Genomic DNA, 20964 nt, shown 5'->3' with positions numbered 1-20964 from the left:
GTGAACCACTCGCCCTCCCATCTCGATGATCGCGCCTCCTGGCGAGCCGCCTTCGTCCTCGCCGCGATCGTGCTCGTCGGCTACGGCTTCCTCTATTCGCTCGCGGGGACCGCGCTCGGTCGCGTGCTGTTCCCGCACGCCGCCACCGGCAGCCTGGTCGAGCAGGGCGGCAAGGTCGTCGGTTCCGCGCTCGTCGCGCAACCGTTCGCCGACGCGCGCTACTTCTCGCCGCGGCCGTCCGCGGCCAACTACGACCCGATGGCCGCGAGCGGCAGCAACCAGGCGCGCAGCAATCCGGACCTGCGCAAGCGCCTCGACGACGCGCTCGCCGCGGTCGCCGCGCGCGAGGGTGTCGCACGAGAGGCCGTCCCGGGCGACCTCGTGACCGAGTCCGGGGGCGGCCTCGATCCGCACGTGTCGCCGGCCGCCGCGCGGCTGCAGGTCGCGCGCGTGGCCAAGGCGCGTGGCCTCGCCGAGGCGGACGTCGCCGCCCTGGTCGAGCGGCACATCGAGCGGCGCCAGTTCGGCCTGTTCGGCGCGCCGCGCGTCAACGTGCTCGAACTCAACCTCGCGCTCGACGCACGCGCGCGCTGAACGCGGCACAATGCGCCGATGAACGACCCGCGCAGCGCCCAGGCCGACGCCCTCATCGGCGAACTGCGTCGCGAGGGCGCCGGCCGCCTCACGATCTTCCTCGGCGCCGCGCCAGGCGTCGGCAAGACCTACACGATGCTCGGTCGCGCGCGCGAGTTGCGGCGCCGTGGCGTCGACGTCGTCGTCGGCATCGTCGAGACGCACGGCCGCGTCGAGACCGCGGCCCTGCTCGAAGGCCTCGAACAGCTGCCGCGTCGGCGCGTCGAGTACGCCGGGCGCGTGCTCGAGGAATTCGACCTCGACGCGATGCTCGCGCGCCGGCCCGCGCTCGCACTCGTCGACGAACTCGCTCATCGCAACGTGCCCGGCAGCCGCCACGAGCGCCGCTGGCAGGACGTGCTCGAGCTCCTCGACGCCGGCATCGACGTCCACACGACGATCAACATCCAGCACCTCGAGAGCCTCAACGACGTCGTGTACCGGATCACCGGCGTGCGCGTCGCCGAGACGGTGCCCGACGTCGTGTTCGACCGCCTGCGCGACATCGTGCTGGTCGACCTGCCGCCGCGCGAACTCATCGAGCGCCTGCAGCAGGGCAAGGTGTACGTGCCGGAGCAGGCGACGCAGGCGCTGCAGGCGTTCTTCTCGCCGTCGAACCTCGCCGCCTTGCGCGAGCTCGCGATGCAGACCGCGGCGGACCGCGTCGACAGCGACCTGCGCGAGGCGCAGGCCGCGCGCGGCCTGCCGGGCGCGTCGCTGCGCCGGCGCGTGCTCGTCGCGATCGACGGTCGCGGCCAGTCGGAATACCTCGTGCGCGTCGGCCGCCGTCTCGCCGAGCGCCGCGACGCGCCGTGGAGCGTGGTCAGCGTGCAGGGCAGCGGCGTGGTCGACGCCGCGCGGCAGATGGAACTCGATCGCGCGTTCGCGCTCGCGCGACGACTCGGCGGCGAGACCGAACTGCTGCACGGCTCGAGCATCGTCGATACGCTGCTCGACCACGCCGCGCGCAGCGGCGCCTCGGCGATCGTGCTCGGGCGCACGCGCGAACGGCCGTTCGCGCGCATGCTCAACCGCACGCTCACCCAGCAGCTGATCCAGCGCGGCGCGCACTACGAGCTGACGATCGTGAGCACGCCCGAGGCGCGCGCGAAGGCACGGCGCTCGCTGCGCGACCTGCGTGGCTGGCTCGATCGCAGCGACGCCGCGCTCGCGATATTCGCCGCGGTCGCGGCAGCGGCGATCGGTGCGCTCGCCGAGCGCTGGGCCGGGCTGCACGACCTGTCGATGGTGTTCATCGTCGCGGTCGTGCTCGTCGCCGCGCGCACCGGCATGACCGCTGCAGTGATCGCGGCGACGCTGTGCTTCGTCAGCTACGACTTCTTCTTCATCGAGCCGCGCTACACGTTCTACATCAGTGCGCGGCAGGGCGTCGCGACCGTGTTCCTGTTCCTGCTCGCCGCACTCGTCGCGGGGCGCCTCGCCTCGCGCCTGCGTGCGCAGGTGCTCGGGCTGCAGGCGGCGAACGTGCACGCGACCGCGTTGCAGGGCCTGTCGCAAGCGCTCGCGGGCGCGGCCGACCTCGGCGAAGTGGTCAGCGCGGGCACGCACGCGCTCAAGCGCGCGCTCGGCGCCGATGCGCTGATCGAATTCGGCGGCGTGCCGCTGCGCGACGCCGCGCTCGGCGACCGCGATCGCGCCGCGGCGGACTGGGCGCGTCGCCGCGCGCAGCCGGCCGGCCGCTATACCGACACGCTGGCCGCGGCGGATTGGTGGTTCCTGCCGCTCGCGACCGGCGGCGACGACGCCGGCGTGCTCGGCCTGCGTTTCGAGGCGAAGCAGGCGCGGCTCGGCGCCGAGCAGCGCCGGCTCGCCGAGGCGATGGCCGAGGACATCGCGCAGGCGATCGTGCGCGTGCGCCTCGTCGGCGACCTGCAGGACGCGCGCGTGAGCGGCGAGACCGAACGCTTGCGCTCCGCCTTGTTGTCGTCGGTGTCGCACGACCTGCGTTCGCCGCTCGCGTCGATCATCGGCGCGGCGAGCAGCCTCGACAACTACGCGGCGGCGATGGACAACGAGGATCGCCACGGCCTGCTCGAGACGATCCGCCTCGAAGGCGAGCGGCTCGACCGCTACATCCAGAACCTGCTCGACATGACCCGCCTCGGCCACGGCGGCCTCGCGCTCAATCGCGACTGGATCGGCGTCGACGAACTCATCGGCTCCGCGGTCGCGCGCCTGCAGCGCTACCAGCCCGGTGCGCGCTTCGACATCACGGTCGGCGACGGCATCGGGCCGATCTGGGTGCATCCGGCGCTGATCGAGCAGGCGCTGTTCAACGTGATCGAGAACGCGGCGAAGTTCTCGCCCGCGGGCGAGGCGATCGCGATCGAGGCTCGCGTGCTCGACGACGGCGCATTGCGCATCGACGTGCGCGACCGCGGGCCGGGCATCCCCGAGGACGAGCGCCGGCGCATCTTCGACATGTTCTACAGCGTCGAGCGCGGCGATCGCGGCCGCCAGGGCACCGGCCTCGGCCTCGCGATCTGTCGCGGCATGATCGGCGCGCACGGCGGCAGCGTCGAAGCGCTGCCCGGCGCCGACGGGCACGGCACGACGATCCGCATCACGTTGCCGCGCACCGAACCCGCGTGACCGCCGCGGATTCGCGCCGCCTCCGCGCGGACGCTAGGATGACCGCATGAGCGAGCCCGCCAACGCCGCCGCCGCGCGCATCCTCGTCATCGACGACGAGCCGCAGATCCGCCGCTTCCTCGACATCAGCCTGCGCGCGCAGGGCTATCGCGTCGAGACCGCGGCCGACGGCGGCGCCGGCCTCGCTGCGCTCGCGACGCACGGCGCCGACCTCGTGATCCTCGACCTCGGCCTGCCCGATCGCGACGGCCACGAGGTGCTCGGTGACCTGCGCCAATGGTCGGGCGTGCCGGTGATCCTGCTCACCGTGCGCGCGGGCGAGGCGGAGAAGGTGCGCGCGCTCGACGCGGGCGCGAACGACTACGTGACCAAGCCGTTCGGCGTGCAGGAACTCATGGCGCGCGTGCGCGCGTTGTTGCGCGCACGCGCCGCGCCGGCGGACGCGTCGCCGGTGTTCGACGACGGCACGCTGCAGGTCGATCTCGCGCGCCGCGAGGTGAAGCTGCGCGGTGAGGTGCTCGTGCTCACGCGCAAGGAGTACGCGCTGCTCGCGCTGCTCGTCGGCCACGCGGGGCGCGTCGTCACGCAGCCGCAGATCCTGCGCGAGGTATGGGGACCGACCCACGAGCACGACACGCACTACCTGCGCATCCTCGTCGGCAAGCTGCGCCAGAAGCTCGGCGACGATCCGACCGCGCCGCGTTGGATCGCGACCGAGCCCGGCGTCGGCCTGCGCCTGCTCGTCGCGCCGGACACGCACGACGCCGCCGGGCGCTAGAACACGACGCGCACGCCGAGCTGCAGCTGCGTGTCGTCGCGTTGCGCGGGCAAGCCTTCGAGTTCGCGCTGGTTGCGCCAGCTGCGCACGTGCAGCGCCTCGCCGGTCACGCGCAGCCATTCGCGCGGACGCCAGTTCAGCGCGAGCGTGAGCGCGGTGCCGTGCTCGCGCACGCGGCCGTCGATCGAGCGCGGCAGCTGGTCGGTCGAGAACGCGTCGATGCGCAGCGCCGGCCGCCACGCGCCGCGATCCCAGCCGGCGAGCAGGTAGGCCGCGCGGAAATCGGTGGTCGTACTGAAGAACGGCGACGGTGCGATCGCGGTCGAACCACTCATCGCCTGGCCGAGCAGGACGACGTCGCCGATGCGCGACTGCGCGCCGAGGCTCCAGAAGTCGGTGTGCCAGCTCAGTACCGGGGACGCGCCGCGGCTGCGACTCGCGGGATCCGCTTCGTTGTCGTAGCGCAGCAGGCTGATCGCGCCGACGCCGCGCGCTTCCCAGCTCGCGCCGGCGTACCAGCCGAGGCGGCCGTCGTTCTCGAGGAAGGGATTGAAGCGCAGCGGCACGGGTTCGTCGTTGTCGACGGCGTAGGCGTCGGGTTCGCGCACGCGGCTGCCGAGGCCGGAGACGAGGTCGCTGATCGACCAGCCGCGCGCCGCGAGCAGCTCGCCGGCGGGGTCGTTGCTGCGCACGAGCGCGAACACGCCCGACACGGTCGAGCGTTCGCCGCGCCATTCGAGGGTGCCTTCCGCGCCGATGCTGCGCAGTTCCTCGCCGACCCAGGCGTTGATCGCCGACGAATCGAGCGTCCACGGACTGGTCCAGCCGATCGCGTCGTTCTCGAGCGAGACCGGTGGGAAGAACGCGCCGAGTTTCACCGACCAGCGCAGCGGCGTGGTCGATACCGGGCGGTAGCGCAGCCAGGCGTCGAGCAGCGCGAACTCGTCGCGGCCGGTGGCCTGGTACTGCAGGTCCGCGCGTGCGACGAGCGCCGGCGTGAGCACGACGCTCGCGGCGATGGCCGCCTGCACGCAGGTCGCGTCCGAGCCGTCGCCGCCGAAGCGCGTCTTGCCGAGGCCACCGTTTGCGTAGCTACGCTCGCCGGCATGCGCGACGAGGCGGCAGTCGAGGTAGCCGTGCACGTCGAGGTCGGCGGCGCGCGCGGTCGGCGCGAGGACGACGCACGCGGCGATCGCGATCGTGCATCTCACGCGCGCACGCCGCGGTTCGTCGCGCCGCCGTCGCGCGTGAGCATCGCTTCGAGCGCGTCGGGCTCGAGTGCGGCCGCGATGTAGTAGCCCTGCACGTGGTCGCAGCCGACGTCGCGCAGATATTCGAACGCGGCGCGCGTCTCGATGCCTTCGGCGGTCACGCGGTAGCCGAGGCGATGGCCGAGTTCGACGATCGAGCGCACGAGCGTGCGGTCGCCGACGTCCTCGCCGAGCTTCTGGGTGAAGAAGCGGTCGATCTTGATCTCGCGCACGGGCAGGCGGCGCAGGTAGGCGAGCGAGGACTGGCCGACGCCGAAATCGTCGATCGCCAGGTCGATGCCGAGGTCGGCGAGCCGCTTGAGCACCTGCACCGCGGTATCGGGCTCGCCCATCACCGCGCTCTCGGTGAGCTCGAGCACGATGTTGCGCGGCGCGACGGCGTGCAGCGACAGCAGGTCGGCGACGCGCGTCGGCAGGTCGGCGTCGTCGAGGTCGCGCGCGGACAGGTTGATCGCGATGCGCAGCGCGTGCCCGCGCGCGGCCCAGACGTGCGCCTGCGCGATGCCGCTCGCGAGCACCCAACGCGTGACGCGGCGGATGTTGCCGGTGCGCTCGGCGAGCGGGATGAAGGTGTCGGGCGGCACCGCGCCGCGCAGCGGGTGCTGCCAGCGCAGCAGCGCTTCGGCGCCGTCGATGCGATCGTCGGCGAGGCGCAGCTTCGGCTGGTAGTGCAGGCGCAGCTGGTTGCGGTCGAGCGCCTCGCGCAGCTCCGTCATCAGGGTGAGGCGTTCGGGACGGTGCGGATCGGTGCTCGCGTCGTAGACCGCGACCGGATCCTCCGCGCCGAGCGCGGCGAACAGCGCGATCTCGGCGCGCCGCAGCAGGGTGCTCGCTTCCTCGCCGTGGACGGGATGCAGCGCGATGCCGATCGCCGGCGCGGCGTCGATCGACAGGTCCGACTCCTGGTACGGCACGCCGAGCACGTCGAGGATGCGGAACGCGATCGCGATCGCGTCGGCCTTGTCGGCGCCGTCGAGCCAGAGCGCGAACTGCGTGTCGGTCGCGCGCGCGACGACGCCGCGTGCAGCGAACGGGCGCAGGCGCGCGCCGGCGTCGCGCATGAGGCGGTCGCTGATCGTGTGGCCCATCGTCTGGATGATCTCGGGCAGTCGTGCGAGGCCGACCATCAGCAGCGCGCCGGCCGCCGGCCGGGTCGACAGCGCGTGGCGGATCACCGCCTCCGCGGCGTGCCGGTTCGGCAGCGCGGTGACCGCGTCGTGTTCGGCCTGGTAGCGGATGCGTTCCTCGCGCTCGGCGATCGCCAGCGTCATGTTCGAGAGCGCAGCGGCGAGCTGGCCGACCTCGTCGCTCTTGATCATCGGCGCGGCCGGCGCGTAGTCGCCGGTGCCGATGCGGTGCGCGGCGGCTGCGAGCTTCTCGATCGGGCGCGCGACGCCGCGCGCGATCAGCAGAGCGCCGATGAGGCCGATCGCGAGGCCGAGCGCGACCAGGCTCGCCCACGCGATCGCGACCGAGCGGTACGGCCGCAGCGCGTCGTCGAGCGAATAGCCGAGCACGGCGGCGACGGGCGTGCTGCGCTCGGATTCGCGCAGCCGCGTCGCGAGCACGACGTACTCGCTCGCGTCGAGGCGCACGAGCGTCGGTTGCAGCGGCAGTTCGCGCCCGGCCAGCGCGGGCGCGATGCCGACGCGGTCGTCGCCGTGCGCGATGCCGGTCCAGCGGTCGTCGGCACCGCGGGTGACGAGTTCGAGCGTGTTCGGCAGTGCGGACAGCTGTTGGAGATGGGCGAGCAGCGCGTCGTCGACCGGGATGCCGGCGGCGATCAGCGCGATCGGCTTCGGCGCGTAGACCGGCACGACGATCATCCAGTACGCCTTGCCGTCGAGCGCGACGACCGCCGCGGCCGGATGATCGAGCGCCGCGTCGGCGAGATCGGCGAACGGAAAGGCGCCGCCGGCGGGTTCGGCAGTATCCGAGCGCACCGTGCCGTCGAGGCCGACCAGCAGCATGCGTTCGGCGCCGATGCGCCGGCCGTGGTTGCGCAGTGCCGACAGCACCGTGCTCTGGTCGTTCTGCGCGATCGCGGCGCGCAACGCGAAGTCGAGCGAGAGCACCTGCACGTTGTCGGCGACGCGCGAGGAGATGTCGTCGAGCTGGTGCGCGACCGCGGCCGCGCCGACCGCGAGCTGGCGTTCGCCGTCGGCGATCAGCGCGCGGCGCGCGACGCCGTAGGCGAGCAGCGCCGTGAACACCTGCACCGCGACGAGTGTCGTGACGAACAGCAGGGCGAGGCGCAGGCGGAAATTCATGGTGTCAGTAGCGCGCGCGCTCGTTGTCGGCGGGATCGGGCCGCGGGTCGGCGAGCAGCGGCAGCGAGAAGCGCAAGGTCGCGGTGTCGCCGGCGACGTCGACGGCCTGTTCGGGCTCGGCCTTGCCCGGCCGCAGTTGCGGATGCCACACGCGCACCTCGTAGCGGCTGTTCGGCAGGCCGCGGAACACGGCATGGCCCTGCGCATCGGATTTCGCGACCCACGGCGCGTCCGACACGTACAGGTGGGTGATCATGCGGTCGTGGATGTTGCAGCCGACGGCGATCTCGCCGACGCGATCGAGCACGACCGCGGGTGTATCGCCGCCGGGCGCGATGACGAACTCGAACGACTTCGCCGGCGCGAACGAATAGACGTGGTGGCGCGTGCGATCGCTGTTGCGGAACACCACGCGGTCGCCGGGCCGGAACACCTCCACGTAGGGGATGAAGGTCTCGTTGCGCTGGTCGATCTCGCGCGTGACCGCCGCGCGCGGTGGGGGTGCGTCGCCACCGTGCAGGCTGACGACGGCGTCCTCGGCGGGCGCGCCGCGTGCGTCGACGACGACGACATCGAGCTCGGCGGCCGTCGCGACCGTCGAAACGAGCATCCACGCAGCGATTGCTGGCATGCCGACGTGCATCCGTTCCCCTTCACGGACGAGCCACGGGCAGTCTAGCGCATCGGGCTCGCGCGCCGGGCGGCGCCGTATCGGCCGGAGCCGGGGGGCGGTGGGCCGGCGGTTCGGGTGGTACGCGCAATCCTCGGCCCTGTACGCGCCGCGCGGACATGCCATAGTGGCGCGGTCCTTCGGCCGCGCGAGGTGGAAGATGAAACCGTTCAGCATCGCCTTCGGATTGACGATCGCTGCGGCGCTCGCGCCGGTACCCGGCGCGTGGGCATCGCAGGACGTGCCCAAGCCGGTCGTCAAGGAGGACATGAGCGGCCTGCACGATTTCGATTTCCTCGTCGGCGAATGGCGCGTGCACAGCCGCCGCCTCAAGGAGGTCCTCGCGGGCAGCCACGACTGGTACGAGTTCGACGGCACGATCCACTCGTGGCCGCTCATGGAAGGACGCGCGAACGTGGACGACACGGTGTTCAACCTGCCGACCGGCATCTACCGCGGTGTAGCGCCGCGCACCTACGACCCGAAGACGGGCCAGTGGGCGATCTGGTGGATCGACGGCCGCAACCCGTTCGGCAACCTCGATCCGCCGGTCAAGGGCCGGTTCGTCGATGGTGTCGGTACGTTCTACGCGGACGACACGCTGCGCGGCCAGCCGATCAAGGTGCGCTTCACCTGGTCGCGGATCACCCGGACGGGCGCGCACTGGGAACAGGCGTACTCGCCCGACGGCGGCAAGACCTGGGAAACGAACTGGGTGCAGACGCTCGAGCGCGTACGCTGACGCGCCTCACACGGGTGCGCGACGGCGCGTCGCACGCGCGATGCGCAGGGCGCCGCGGCGGAGCAGGAACAGGCCGCCGAGCATCTGCAGCGCGAGCACGAGCCAGAACCCTCGCGGGGTCGCCTCGACGGGGGCGGTCGCGGCGTCGAAGCCGGGCGCGGGCGGTTGCGTGAGGTTGTAGAGCAGCGCCGCCTCGCCGAGCAGCGGCGCGTCGGTCGCGTCGGACGCGAGGCGCGGCAGCAGCAGGCGGCCATTCGGCAACGGCATGCTCAGCGCGACCGCCTGCAGCGCGAGCGTGCGCGCACGCCCGGTGTCGCCGACGCTGCGCGCGGCGCCGATGCCGAACGCGCTCGCGGCCGTGCCGATGCCGGCGACGATCGGTCCGGAGTCGATGTCGCCGGAATCCATGTCCGACGCGCGCGCATCGTATTCGCGGTATCCGCCGAGCCAGCGCGACGGCACCCAGTAGCGGCGGTCGTTCGCGCGCGACCACGTCCGCGCGAGATCGGGCCAGAGGAACGGCGCGTGATGCAGCAGCCACGCGTTGGCCGAACCGCGCACGGGCGTCGGCCGCGGCGGATCGCCGAACCACGCGTACGGTGGCAGTTCGCCGTCGGGTGCCATCGCGTCGACGAAGCCGCGGCGCGCGACGTCGGCCGCTGCACGGTGGTCGGTGCCGAGCACTTCGTCGGCGCGGCGGATCGCGTGCCATGCCGCGGCGACGTCGGCCGGGAACGTCTGCGACGGGTAGTCGGCGAGGAGGCCGTCGGCGGACGCGGACAACTCGTTCGCAAACGCGTCGACCTGCGCGCGCAGGAGTTCGGCGTGCGGCGACGCGCCGAGCAGGCGCCACTGCGTCGCGAGCCCGTCGACGAGCATCATGCGGTAGAACACGTCCTCGCGATCCAGATAGTCGCGCTCGCCCCAGTGCTGCATCACCCAGTGCGCCTGCACGGGATCTGCGAGCAGGTCGGCGCAGGCGTCGATCGCGCCGCGCGCGTACTCGCGCGGCCGCGGACCGTCGGGCGCTCGCTGCCAGGCGCGATCGAGGTTCTCCGTCGCGCGCAGGTAGTACACCGAACCGAACAGCGGCCATTCGGTGCCTGCGATGTCGTCGATCGGCAGGCGCGCCGCGCGCGCGTCGGCCGACCGCTCGCGCGCCCAGCGCTCGTACGCGGGCGTCAGCGCACGATGCCAGCGCCATGCCTGCCCGGCCGGGGCCGGGCCGCCGAGCTGTGGATCGCGCCAGGCGATCGCCGACTCCACGCCGCTCCAGGCGAGCAGCGCGCCCGCGAGGGCGAGCGCGCCGCCGAAACCGAGATCGAACGCGCGCCACGCGAGTCCTCGCGATCGCACGTCTCGCGATCGCTCGTCCGCGCGATGCGCGCGCGTGCGCGGGATCACCGCTCCGCTCACGCGACCGCGAGGGTCACGTCGATGTTGCCCCGCGTCGCGTTCGAATACGGGCAGACCTGGTGCGCCTGTTCGACGAGCGCCTGCACCTGCTCGCGCGGCAGGCCGGGCACGCGGATCGTCAGCTGCGCCTCGATGCCGAAGCCGGTCGGGATCGGGCCGATGCCGACGCGGCCGGTCACGGTCGTGTCGGCCGGCAGCGTGACCTTCTGCTTGCCCGCGACGAACTTGAGTGCGCCGAGGAAGCAGGCCGAATAGCCCGCGGCGAACAGCTGCTCGGGATTGGTGCCGCTACCGCCGCCACCGCCGAGCTCGCGCGGCGTCGACAGTTTGACGTCGAGCGCGCCGTCGGTCGAGGCAGCCTGGCCTTCGCGGCCGCCGGTGGCGGTGGCTTCGCCGACGTAGAGGATTTTTTCGATGGACATGATCGGACTCCTTGGGGATGGGGGATGCGGCGTCGCGCCGTGGACGTACTGTGCCTGCGCGCGTTCGCGCGCGGGCGACGCCGAGTACGGAAAACTTGATCCGGAGTATGCCGGGATTCAGCGCGACGCGGCCGGCAGCGCCGCGTCCGCGATCATGAGGTCGATGCTCAGCGACGTCAGCGTGACCAGCGCGAGCGCACCGTCGGCGCTCGCGGCGAGACTCGGCCCGTTGCCGTTCGGCACGCGGTCGCTCGCGATCTTCTCGGGGATGCCGTCGGGCAGGGTCGCGCGCCACAGCGCGCCGTGGTCGAGCCAGGTGACCACGTCGCGCGTGATCGTGAAGGCTTCGCCGTCGTCGTCGCTCGCGATCTCGCGCACGGCGCCCGGCGCGGACCAGCGTGCGGCATGCAGGTTGGTCGACCCCTGCGCGCGCCAGACGACCCAGTCCTGCGACGCGCGGTAGGTCGTCACCGCGTCGATGCCGACGCGTTCGCCGGCCGCGGCACCCACGCGCAGCTGCATCAGCGGGCGACTGTTGCCGTGGCCACCGAGGTAGACGAGGCGATCGGCGAGTTCGACGCCGAGGAACGCGTCCGCCTCGACACCCGCGATCGGGGTCGCGACGTCGCCGTCGAGTGGATAGCGGTACAGGCGCGTGCGGCGTTCCTCGTACGCGGTGATGACGAGCGCGTCGCCGCGCATCGACCACGTCGGGCGCACCCATCGGAATGCGGGATCGAGCGCGAGCGGCCGCACGTGGCCGTCGCGGCGGTCGACCACGAGCACGCTTTCGGCGCCGTTGCGGTTGCTGATCAGCGCGATGCGCGCACCGTCGGCGGAGAACTCCGGCTGCGACTCGTAGCGATTCGAGCGTGCGATCGCGATCCATGGCGCGTCCGCGCTCGCGCGCAGCCAGACGTCGGCGTCGTAGTTCGCTTCCGACCACACCGCGGCGCCGTCCGGCGCGAGATCGATCGACAGCGCGCCGCGCCCGCCGATGAGTTCGGGCCCGCGCCCCGCGCGCAGGCGATGCAGCGCGCGATAGAGGGTGAGGTCGCCGGCGACCCAGAGCGCGTCACCGTCGGGCTCGAAGGCGTGTCCGTAGGCGGGTTCCGTGCGCTTGAGCAGCGCGCGGCGCTCGCGCAGGTCGGGCCAGTCGGTCTGCCAGAGCTGCTCCTCGCCGCTGTGCCGGCTCGCGTACACGAGCCGCGTGCGGTCGGGCGACAGGCGCGCGTCGACGTGCGCGCCTTCGGCGACGTCCGGCGTCGTGAGCACGCGGCGCGTGCCGCGGCGGCGATCGAGCAGCACGAGGCCCGGCGCGTGCGCGGCATCGACGGCGGCGCCGGTGAGGACGAGCGCGTCGCCGCCGTCGACCCATTCGGGCCCGCCCTGCGGCGACGCCGCGCAGTCGCCGAGGCGCGTGCGCTGCAGGTCGACCAGCGCGACGCTCCAGAGTTCGCAGCCTTCGCGGGTGTAGCGCGTGAAGGCGATCTCGCGACCATCCGGCGACGGCGCCGGATGGCGCAATGCACTCGCGTCCTGCCACAGAACCCGCTCGGCGCGGCTCTTGGGGTCGACCAGCACGAGCTCGCTCGCGTCGCTGTCGTTCGCGCTGCGCACGTAGGCGACGCGTCCGGCCGGATCGAAGCGCGCGTCGTACTCGAGGCGCGGGTCGCTCGCGAGCGGATGCGCGCCGAGCAGGTTGACCGCGAGCGCCGCGGGGCTCGCGGCGCGTTCGCGCGCATGGCGCCAAGCGGCGAACGCAGCGAGCAGCGCGACGACGGCGAGTGCCGCAGCGACGAGGCCAAGGCGTCGCGGCGACGCTTGCGCGCCGGGTTCGCTCGCATTCGTGGCGGACGCCGTGGCGCCGATGTGCTCGACGGGCGCGATCCAGCGGTAGCCGCCCTTCGACAGCGTTTCGACGTAGCGCGGCGCGCGCGCATCGTCGCCGAGCAGGCCGCGCAGTTCGGCGATCGCCCGTGACAGCACTTCGTCGTTGACTTCGCGACGCGTCCAGACCTCCTCGATCAGGCGCTCGCGGGCGAGCACCGTATCCGGCTCGTCGAGCAGGCGCCGCAGCAGGCGATCGAGCAGCGGCTTCAGGCGGATCTCGCCGGTGGCGCCGACGAGGCGGCGATGCGCGGGCTCGTAACGCCAGTCGAGGAAGCGGTACGCGGTCGCGGGCGGGGCCGGGTCGTCCATGCGCGGCATGCTAGCAAGCATGGAGCGCCGGCTCGCAACGCAGGCCGCTGGAAAGGAGAAAAAAAGGAGGAATGGCCGGGCGCGCGCGAAGGACCTTCGATGCGGCGACGACCACCGTGCTGGCCCCTGCCGGAGGAAACCGCCATGTCGATCCGCATCGCCGCCGCCCTGCTGCTGCCGTTCGTGACGCCGAGCGCGCAGGCGACCTGTGCCTGGCACCTGCTCGTGAGCGGCTACTTCTCGGACAACGTCGCGATCTACGACGCCTGCAGCGGCGCGTTCCTGCGCCAGCTCGAGCAGGAAGGGCATGTCCACGGCGCGCAGGCGGTACGCGTGAACCCGACCGACGGGCTGCTCTACGTCGTCAGCGAGCGGGACGACCAGGTCCAGCGCTACCGCCCGCATGCCGGCTACGCGTTCGTCGACGTGTTCGCCCAGCTCGACGCCGACGTCGACCCGACCGGCCTCGCGTTCGGCAGCGACGGTCGCGTCTACGTCGCGAGCTACGGCACCAGCCGCGTGCTCGAACTCGATCCGCTCGACGGCTCGGTGATCGGCACGCTGCTGCCGACCGACAGCGGCCTGCTCGGCGCCGACAACGGCCTGATGATGAGCGACGCGGGCCTGCTCTACGTGCCCGGCTACGATTCGAGCAGCGTCGCGCGCATCGACCCTGCGACCGCGCAGGTGCAGGCCGCGTTCGTGGCGAGCGGCAGCGGCGGCCTGTTCGAGACGCGCGGCATCGTCGACGAAGGCGCGACGATCCTCGTCGGCGGCGAGGGCAGCGGCGCGATCTACCGCTTCGATGCCGCGACCGGCGCCTTCGTCGGCACGCTCGTGAGCGGGTTGAACCGGCCGACCGGCCTCGCCGTCGCGCCCGACGGCAGCCTGCTCGTGCTCGCCGGCAATCGCGTGCGCCGCTACGACCGCGCCACCGGCGCGCTGCTCGGCACCCTCGCCGACGGGGCCGACGGCGGCATCTCGGGCGGTACGTTCCTCGCGTTCGTGCCGAACCCGGAAGCGATCTTCGACGACGGCTTCGAGCCGGGCGAAGCCGCGCCACAACGCGCGCAGCCGCGTCGGCACGAGGCGCCGTGACATGCTGCCGGGACGTATGTCCGGCACGGCGCGGGTTCGCCCGCGCACCTCGAGTGGCCCGCGTCGTCGCCTTCGTGCGTGCCGATAGAAGAGGTCCCCGCCGGGGATCGCGACCGGACTCCCCCATGCGCATCGTCTCCGCCTTCCTGCCCATGCTCCTGCTCGTGCTTGCATCGCCCGCCCGTGCCGATTCGGTGAAGGGGTGGTGCGAACGCGACGGCAAGCGCCTCGCCTTCACCGACGGCATCGCGTTCCAGGACGCGCGCGACGCGCAGGGCGTCGTCACGACGACGATCTACCTGACCGCGAAGCCGCTCGATCGCGGTGCGCTCGCGAAATGCAGCGCATGCGCCGCGGCACCCGGCGAAAGCACGTTCACGAGCCCGCGCGGCGACGCCGTCGAAGCGCAGCGCGGCGCGACCGCGGCCGGCTGGATGGAGATCGCGCACACCGGCGGCGAGCTCGACATGGCGACGATCGTCAACCTCATGTACGTCGCCCCCGACGGCACGCTGACCGGGCTCGACGGCGGCAACGGCCACGTCGCGTTCACGACGAAGGGTGCCGCGCGCATGAGTGGCGCGGTGACGACCGAAGCACGCGAGGCGCCGATGAACGACACCGACATGAGCTGCGACGTCACCTTCGACCTCGCGGTCGGCTGGCCGAAAGGATGATGCGTGCTCAGCGCGCGCGCGACGCGGCGCGCGTGCCCGGCGCCCTGCTCGCGAGCACGCCGTCGAGCGCGAGCTCGGTGGCGAAGCCCGCCTTGGCGAGCCGCCGCGCGACTTCGAGCGGCACGTCGCGCCCGCTCGTCTTGCGGTTCGGTGTGCCGGTGTAGTGGAACAGGCGCCCGCGCGGACGCAGCACGCGGGCGAGTTCGTCGTAGAACGCCTGCGAATAGAGCTCGCCGGCGATGCCGAACCGCGGCGGGTCGTGCAGGATCGCGTCGTAGGCGGCGTCGGGCAGCGTGCCGATCCGCGTCGACACGTCCGCATGCTCGAGCAGCAGGCGGCCGCGCGCGTCGTCGTCGGCGACATCGGGCGACCACGGGTTGAGGCTGCGCAGCCAGAGCACGTCCGCGTTCTTCTCGAACGAGTGCACGCTGCCGACGCCGTCCTCGAGGCAGGCGCGCGCGAAGTAGCCGAGGCCGCCGCACGTGTCGAGCACGTGCTTGCCACGCGGCGCGACCAGCGCCACTTTGCGCTGCGCGTCGGCATACGGCGACAGCTGCGACGTCGGCAGCATCTTGATGCCGTCGATCTCGAACGTCGGCGCGCCCCATTCGGTCGGCACGAGCTTGATGAGCGCGCCGTCGTAGCGGTGCGCGGCGACGAAGGCCGCGCCGTCCCATACGTAGATCGTGCGTTCCTTGAGCGCGTCGGGCCACGGATAGTCGCGATCGCGCCAGCGCCATGCCGTCGTCGACAGCGTCGCTTCGCCGCGGCTGCGGCCGAGATCGAACGAACCCGACCAGGCCGCATGCCCCGCGGCGAATGCGGCGCGCATCGCGTCGGCGACCTCGCGCGTGAGCACGGGGCCGTCGTAGCGGGCGTGGCGGGGCAGGGTCATGCGGATCCTCTGCGGCGTCGAGGCGGCGATGCCGGCCGCAACGGCCGCACGCGCGTCACAACCCGCTCTCGAGCACCGAGCCGTCGGCGAACACGACCCGTTTCGGGTTCCATACGAGCGTGAAGCGCCCCGAGTCGTCGTCGATGAACGCGCGTTGCTGTTCGCTGACGTGCCGGTTCGGGTTCGCGCAGCGGACCTGCGCGCGGCTCGCCGGTTCGATCGGCTCGCGATCGGCGAGATCGATCCAGCAGAGGTCGAGCGGCAGGTAGGCTTCGCGGTCGTGCGCCTCGAGCGATCCCTGCACGGCGGTGATCGTCTTGCTGCCGAGGTTGTGCAGCGAGACGGTGACGACGAACACCGTCGCATCCTCGCTCGGCAGCGCCTGCTTGACCGGCGCCGACGGATCCGGTGGCGCGACGAGGTCGCTCGGTGCGAGCACTTCCGCGCGCGCGACGCCGGCCTCGACCGCGTCGCGCAGCGGCGCCATCGCGGCGTCGCGTTCGGCCTGGCGCTGCGCGGCTTCGGCGTCCATCTTGCCGCGCTTGACGCTCCACGCCTTCTCGAGCGCGATCGCGTCGCCGAACGTGCGCGCGGTGAACGGCTGGTCGGGGTCGGCGAACTTCGCCGGCAGCACGTCGCCGTTGCTGCGCTTGACGTAGGCTTCGACCAGCGCGCGATCCGCGGGCGTCAACCGTTTCAGCTGCGCCTGCACCGACGAGAGGTCGGTCGTGCCGAACGGCAAGGCGGTGCGCAGCGGATCGCGCAGCCAGTGCACGGTGAACAGCAGCAGGACGGCGGCGAGCAGCCCGCCCACGACGTGTTTCGTTTCCATCGATTCCCCCGGGATCGCCGGACCCGCCGCGACGGCAGGCCTGCCGGCGAAGCATATACGCGACGACGCCACTATCGTTGACAGGCGCGTTTCCGCCGGGGCGCAACGAAAAATCCACGCGAACACGAACATTCCGGGAAGGACGGGCGGCGCCGGTGCGGACGATCCTCGACGCATCGACCGCACGGTCGCTCGCGAGGATCGCGCCATGGATGCTCCCTTCCGGTTCGAACCCGCCCTTCGGCGGTTCGCCATCGCGGCCGGTTTCTCACTCGCGTCCATGGGCAACGCGGTCGCGCAGGACGGCCGCTTCGATACCGGTTTCGGCGCGAACGGACGTTCCTATCTGCTCTGGGGCTCGGCGCCGGCCGGCGCTCCGGTCACCGACTACGCCTACGCATCCGCGGTTCAGCCCGACGGCAGGGTCGTCCTCGTCGGCAGCATCAGCGAAAACGACATCTACGGCGGGCATCGCTCGATCGGCGTATCGCGCCTGCTGCCGGACGGCAGCTTCGATGCGACGTTCGGCGATCCGGTCACGCCGGGGCAGATGGTGATCCACTCCAGCGCGTTCTCGAGTTTCGCCGCCTACGCGGTCGGCCTGCAGAGCGACGGCAGGATCCTCGTCGTCGGCGAGGAATTCGAGTTCCTCAGCGGCAGCTACATGACCGCCTGGCGGCTGACCGCGGACGGCGTGCTCGATGCCGGCTACGGCAATGGTGGCGCGGCATCACTCGCGCGCGCGGCGAACCTCGGGCCGGACGACCGCGCGTGGGCGGTCGCGATCGGCAACGTGCGCAACGGCCTGCCGCGCGACGCGGCGCTCGTCGCCGGCAGCGTGCGCGACGGCAGCGGCGACGGCTTGCGCCACGGCGCGGTGTTCATGCTCGACGACGCCGGCGCGTACGTGCCCGCCGGCAGCCACCTCGACGTCGACGGCACGCGCTACTACCGCGTCGATCTGACGTCCGGCAGCGTCGCGGTCGCGAGCGAGTTGTACGCGTTCGGCGCATGCGCGGAAGGCGTGATCACGCGCTGCTACGGTGCCGGTTATGCCGTGGCCGGCTCGCCTCCGCGCGCGATCGGCGTGCTCGTCACCTTGAGCACGCCCGATCTTCCGCAGGAGTTCCTGACCTCGTTCGCGTTCGATCCGGCGACCGTCAATGCGACGCCGAGCGTGCCGACGAGCGTCGCACGCGACCGGCGCACGGGGCGCGTATGGGTCGGCGGCACGGTGCATCCACTCGGTGGTACGGTCGACAAGATGGGCGTCGCCGCGTTCCTGCCGAGTGGACCGCTCGACACGTCCGTGCTCGGCGGCCATGGCCGCGCGATGATCGATTTCTCGATCGCGCCGACGTTCGAAGGGCACGCGCAGGCGAACGGCATCGTCGTGCAGCGCGATGGCCGCGTCGTGCTCGGCGGCTGGTTCTACTGGAACACAGCGAGCGACGATGCACGCCTCGCGGCGGTGCGCATCGACGCGCAGGCGACGGTCGATCCGACGTTCGGCGACTTCAGCGCGTCGCTGCCGGGTGTTCAGGCGGCGCAGGTGCCGATCGGCGGCCTCAGCGCGGAGACGCGCGGCATGTCGCTGAACTTCGCCGGCGGCGAAGGCCTGCTGCTCGGCGGCTACACGCACGACTACTCGGTACCCGGCGCTTACTACTACACCGCGTTCAAGCTGACGGGCGATCTCATCTTCGCCGACGACTTCGACTGACCGCGTGGACGGCTCAGCGGCGTGCCGCGAGCAGCGCATCGACGCGCCGCGCGGCGCCCGCGAGCTCACGCGCCTCGAGCTCGCCGCGCAGGGTGGCTGCGAGCGCGCGTGCGCGAGTGCCGTCGCCGGCGGCTGCCGCGAGTTGCACCGCGGCGTAGCGCGCGGCGAGCGCGTCGACGTAGTCGGCGCCGGCCGCGCCGCGCTCGCTCGCGGCGAGCTGTTCGCGTGCGGCGGCGTGTTCGCCGAGCGCCGCGCTCGCGCGCGCCTGCAGCGCGCGTGCCTGGGCGAGCGCGCCCCGCGCGCCGCTGCGTTCGAGCTCGGCGATCGCCGGCGCGAGCCTGGTGCGGGCGGCCTGCGCGTCGCCGGCTTCGAGCGACGCGTCGGCGAGCGCGAGCGCGGCGAGCGCGGCGTACAGCGGTTCGTCGCTGCGCCGGGCGAGCGCGAGCGCCTGTTCGAGGTCGCGGCGTGCGGCATCGTCGCGGCCGCCGTGCAGCTCGGCGGTGCCGCGCGTGCGCAGCGCGATCGACTGCGCGGTCGCGTCGTCGATCGCCTGCGCCTGCCGCAGCGCTTCGTCCGCGCTCGCGACGGCGTCGTCGGTGCGGCCGGCGAGGTCGAGGTACTGCGCGCGGTCGGCGAGCGTCCAGGCGAGGTTGCGCGTGTCACCGGCGGCGCGGCACCCGGCGATCGCCTGGTCCGCCGCGGCGAGCGCGGCGCGCGTCTGCCCGGCCGCGAACGCGAAACCGGCGAGCTGGGCGAGCGCCCAGTTCTCACCGGCGTGATCGCCCATCGTGCGGCTCAGCGCGAGCGAGCGTTCGGTCAGTTCGCGCGCTTCGCGGTTGTCGCCGCGCTGCAGGTCGACGTTGACGAGGTTGCCGATCGCGATGTTCTCGTCCCATTGCGCGCCGAGCCGCTCGAACACGGGCAGCGCAGCGCGCAGGCGCTGTCCGGCCGCGTCGAGGTCGTTGCGGCTCTGCGCGAGCAGGGCGAGACGGACGTCGCTTCGCGCGACGAAGAACGCGTCGTCGGCCGCGACGAATGCGGCGCGCGCGGCGGCGAGATCGACCTGCGCGGCGTCGTGGTCCTTGAGCTGGTTCGCCGCGGTGCCGCGGATCAGCAGCGCGCGGGCGCGCAGGTGCGGTGCGCCGAGTTCGTCGGCGCGCCCGAGCAGACGCGTCGCGGTCGCGCGCGCACGCGTGAAGTCGCCGCGCTGCTTGGCGATCTCGGCGTCCTGCAGCAGCACGCGTGCATCGTCGGCAAGACCGGGTTGCCGGCGCAGCGAGGCGAGCAGTGCATCCGCGTCGTCCGGCCTGCCGCCCCACAGCTGCGCGCTGGCGAGGCGCAACGCGTAGTCGACGCGATCCGGATAGAAGCGGTACAGCGCGTCGTAGCTCGCGATCGCCTGCGGCCACGCGCCGCTCGCCTCGTACTGCACTGCTTCGAGCGCGAGGCGGAGTTCGCGCGGCGCCGCTGCCGCATGCACGAGGCCGTCGCGCGCGGCGGCCGTCGCCTGCGCGGCGAAGCCGCCGTCGTAGAGGCTGCGCGCGTACTCGATCCAGCCCGGCACGAAACCGGGACTGCGCGCGACGACGAACGCGAGCCGCTCGCGCGCACCGTTCGCCATGCGCTCGGATTCGAGCTCGAGCGCTTCGCCGTACGCGCGCGCGGCGTCGGCGTCGGCCGGCGAGGTCGCGCGGCGCACGCGCGCGAGCGCCGCGCTGAGCGGGTTCAGTCCGAGCGCGTTGCGCAGGCGATCGCCGGCCTGTGCGACGAGCGCGTCGAGGTGGTCGCCCGATCCGGCCACGCCGATGCGCTCGACGAGTTCGGCGCGTGCGATGTCGTACACGCGCACGTCGACGCGCAGGCCGTCGGCGCCGAGCGCCGGTTCGGGCGCGAGCGTCGTCGACGCGACGAGGTCGGCCCCTAGCGCCCGCCAGCGGGCGTAGTCGCGCTCGCCGGTCGCACGATCGTCCGCGCGGGCAGGCCGCAGCAGGTCGGGAAACTGCAGGCCGACGTCGGCGCGCGGCAGGACGCGCAGGTCCTCCGACAGCGCCATCTCCTCCGCGAGCAGCGCGGGCAGCGACGACGCGAGCGCGTGCGAAACGTCGCCGGCGGGTACGGTGGCAGCGAATACGAGCGTGCGTCGCGCGACGGGCAGCGGCGACGTGCCGGTCGCCGCGATGGAGGCGGTCGTCGCTGGCTGCGTGTGGCGCAGCCATGCCGCCGCGACGAGCGCGATAGCGAGCGCGATCGCCATCGTTCCGACGAGCACGCGCCGTGCCGATGCACGCGCATGCGCGTCGACGGCAGGCATCGGCGCGACGAGTGGCCCCGGGAGTTCCCGCGTCGCGTCGTCGACGGTGACGGCCGCGACGAAGCGGTAGCCGAGTTTCGGCACCGTCTCGATCCAGTCGCCGTCGCCGAGGGTGCGGCGAAGTTGCCACACGTACTTGTTGAGGTTCGCCTCGCTGACGACGGTGCGCGGCCACAGCGTCGCGTAGAAATCGTCCTTGGAAACGAGGCGGCCCGCGCGTTCGACCAGCAACGCCAGCGCGTCGAATGCCTTCGGCGGGAGGTCGAGCGGCACGCCGTCGCGGCGCAGCCGGCGGTCGGCCGGATCGAGCCGAAAGGCGCCGAACGTGAACACGGGGCGGGCAGGCGTCGACACGCGTGCATCTTACGGCGCCGCGTACGGCGCGTCGAAGCGAACCGCTATGATGCCGCG

At 72.7% G+C, this 20964-nt stretch carries 16 protein-coding genes; 7 read left to right on the top strand and 9 right to left on the bottom strand.

The window, feature by feature from the left end; genetic code table 11:
- Genes kdpC through FHW12_RS04185 form a run of 3 tightly spaced genes read left to right on the top strand, consistent with a single transcriptional unit; the run spans position 1 to position 4024 of the window.
- Complete coding sequence (gene kdpC, locus FHW12_RS04195; RefSeq protein WP_182529709.1) at positions 1 to 594, top strand: potassium-transporting ATPase subunit KdpC; 594 nt, start codon at positions 1 to 3, stop codon at positions 592 to 594.
- An 18-nt stretch (positions 595 to 612) separates the two neighbouring features.
- A complete protein-coding gene (locus FHW12_RS04190) occupies positions 613 to 3246 on the top strand; it encodes a sensor histidine kinase (protein ID WP_182529708.1) in 2634 nt (877 codons plus the stop codon).
- Between the two features lie 46 nt (positions 3247 to 3292).
- Entirely contained in the window at positions 3293 to 4024 is a 732-nt protein-coding gene (locus FHW12_RS04185) for a response regulator (protein WP_182529707.1), read from the top strand.
- Here the strand turns inward: FHW12_RS04185 and FHW12_RS04180 are convergent.
- The 3 genes from FHW12_RS04180 to FHW12_RS04170 are packed head-to-tail and all read right to left on the bottom strand — an operon-like array spanning position 4021 to position 8196.
- The gene (locus tag FHW12_RS04180; RefSeq protein ID WP_182529706.1) at positions 4021 to 5235 is read right to left on the bottom strand and encodes a hypothetical protein; all 1215 of its coding nucleotides are present in this window, start codon (positions 5233 to 5235) and stop codon (positions 4021 to 4023) included. The genes FHW12_RS04185 and FHW12_RS04180 overlap by 4 nt on opposite strands.
- Positions 5232 to 7565: a putative bifunctional diguanylate cyclase/phosphodiesterase gene (locus FHW12_RS04175; RefSeq protein ID WP_182529705.1), complete on the bottom strand. Its 2334-nt coding sequence runs from the start codon at positions 7563 to 7565 to the stop codon at positions 5232 to 5234. Before FHW12_RS04175 ends, FHW12_RS04180 begins: the two co-directional genes overlap by 4 nt.
- A 4-nt stretch (positions 7566 to 7569) precedes the next feature.
- A complete protein-coding gene (locus FHW12_RS04170; RefSeq protein WP_182529704.1) occupies positions 7570 to 8196 on the bottom strand; it encodes a carboxypeptidase regulatory-like domain-containing protein in 627 nt (208 codons plus the stop codon).
- A 199-nt stretch (positions 8197 to 8395) separates the two neighbouring features.
- On the opposite strand from FHW12_RS04170, the gene FHW12_RS04165 reads away from it, so the two are divergent.
- Positions 8396 to 8977, top strand: a complete 582-nt coding sequence (locus FHW12_RS04165; RefSeq protein WP_220484291.1) for a hypothetical protein — start codon at positions 8396 to 8398, stop codon at positions 8975 to 8977.
- A 6-nt stretch (positions 8978 to 8983) separates the two neighbouring features.
- On the opposite strand, the gene FHW12_RS04160 is transcribed toward FHW12_RS04165, so the two are convergent.
- The 3 genes from FHW12_RS04160 to FHW12_RS04150 form a co-directional block, all read right to left on the bottom strand.
- Positions 8984 to 10333, bottom strand: a complete 1350-nt coding sequence (locus FHW12_RS04160; protein WP_182529703.1) for a hypothetical protein — start codon at positions 10331 to 10333, stop codon at positions 8984 to 8986.
- A gap of 56 nt (positions 10334 to 10389) precedes the next feature.
- A complete protein-coding gene (locus tag FHW12_RS04155; protein ID WP_182529702.1) occupies positions 10390 to 10815 on the bottom strand; it encodes an organic hydroperoxide resistance protein in 426 nt (141 codons plus the stop codon).
- A gap of 117 nt (positions 10816 to 10932) precedes the next feature.
- A complete protein-coding gene (locus FHW12_RS04150; protein WP_182529701.1) occupies positions 10933 to 13017 on the bottom strand; it encodes a winged helix-turn-helix domain-containing protein in 2085 nt (694 codons plus the stop codon).
- A gap of 144 nt (positions 13018 to 13161) precedes the next feature.
- On the opposite strand from FHW12_RS04150, the gene FHW12_RS04145 reads away from it, so the two are divergent.
- Positions 13162 to 14115, top strand: a complete 954-nt coding sequence (locus FHW12_RS04145) for a hypothetical protein (RefSeq protein ID WP_182529700.1) — start codon at positions 13162 to 13164, stop codon at positions 14113 to 14115.
- A 125-nt stretch (positions 14116 to 14240) separates the two neighbouring features.
- The gene (locus tag FHW12_RS04140) at positions 14241 to 14792 is read left to right on the top strand and encodes a hypothetical protein (RefSeq protein ID WP_182529699.1); all 552 of its coding nucleotides are present in this window, start codon (positions 14241 to 14243) and stop codon (positions 14790 to 14792) included.
- A 7-nt stretch (positions 14793 to 14799) separates the two neighbouring features.
- Here FHW12_RS04140 and FHW12_RS04135 read toward each other — a convergent pair whose 3' ends face one another.
- Both FHW12_RS04135 and FHW12_RS04130 read right to left on the bottom strand, forming a co-directional pair.
- Complete coding sequence (locus tag FHW12_RS04135; protein ID WP_182529698.1) at positions 14800 to 15687, bottom strand: class I SAM-dependent methyltransferase; 888 nt, start codon at positions 15685 to 15687, stop codon at positions 14800 to 14802.
- A 55-nt stretch (positions 15688 to 15742) separates the two neighbouring features.
- Positions 15743 to 16519: a hypothetical protein gene (locus FHW12_RS04130; protein WP_182529697.1), complete on the bottom strand. Its 777-nt coding sequence runs from the start codon at positions 16517 to 16519 to the stop codon at positions 15743 to 15745.
- Between the two features lie 208 nt (positions 16520 to 16727).
- On the opposite strand from FHW12_RS04130, the gene FHW12_RS04125 reads away from it, so the two are divergent.
- The gene (locus tag FHW12_RS04125; RefSeq protein WP_182529696.1) at positions 16728 to 18242 is read left to right on the top strand and encodes a hypothetical protein; all 1515 of its coding nucleotides are present in this window, start codon (positions 16728 to 16730) and stop codon (positions 18240 to 18242) included.
- 13 nt (positions 18243 to 18255) lie between these two features.
- Here the strand turns inward: FHW12_RS04125 and FHW12_RS04120 are convergent, their stop codons facing one another.
- Positions 18256 to 20907: a winged helix-turn-helix domain-containing protein gene (locus FHW12_RS04120; protein ID WP_182529695.1), complete on the bottom strand. Its 2652-nt coding sequence runs from the start codon at positions 20905 to 20907 to the stop codon at positions 18256 to 18258.
- Positions 20908 to 20964: the final 57 nt, after the last annotated feature.

Origin of the sequence: Dokdonella fugitiva (assembly GCF_014138265.1) — a bacterium.
In the GTDB taxonomy this organism is placed as follows: Bacteria; Pseudomonadota; Gammaproteobacteria; order Xanthomonadales; family Rhodanobacteraceae; genus Dokdonella_A; species Dokdonella_A fugitiva_A.
This window is presented reverse-complemented; position numbering and strand designations above follow the sequence as displayed.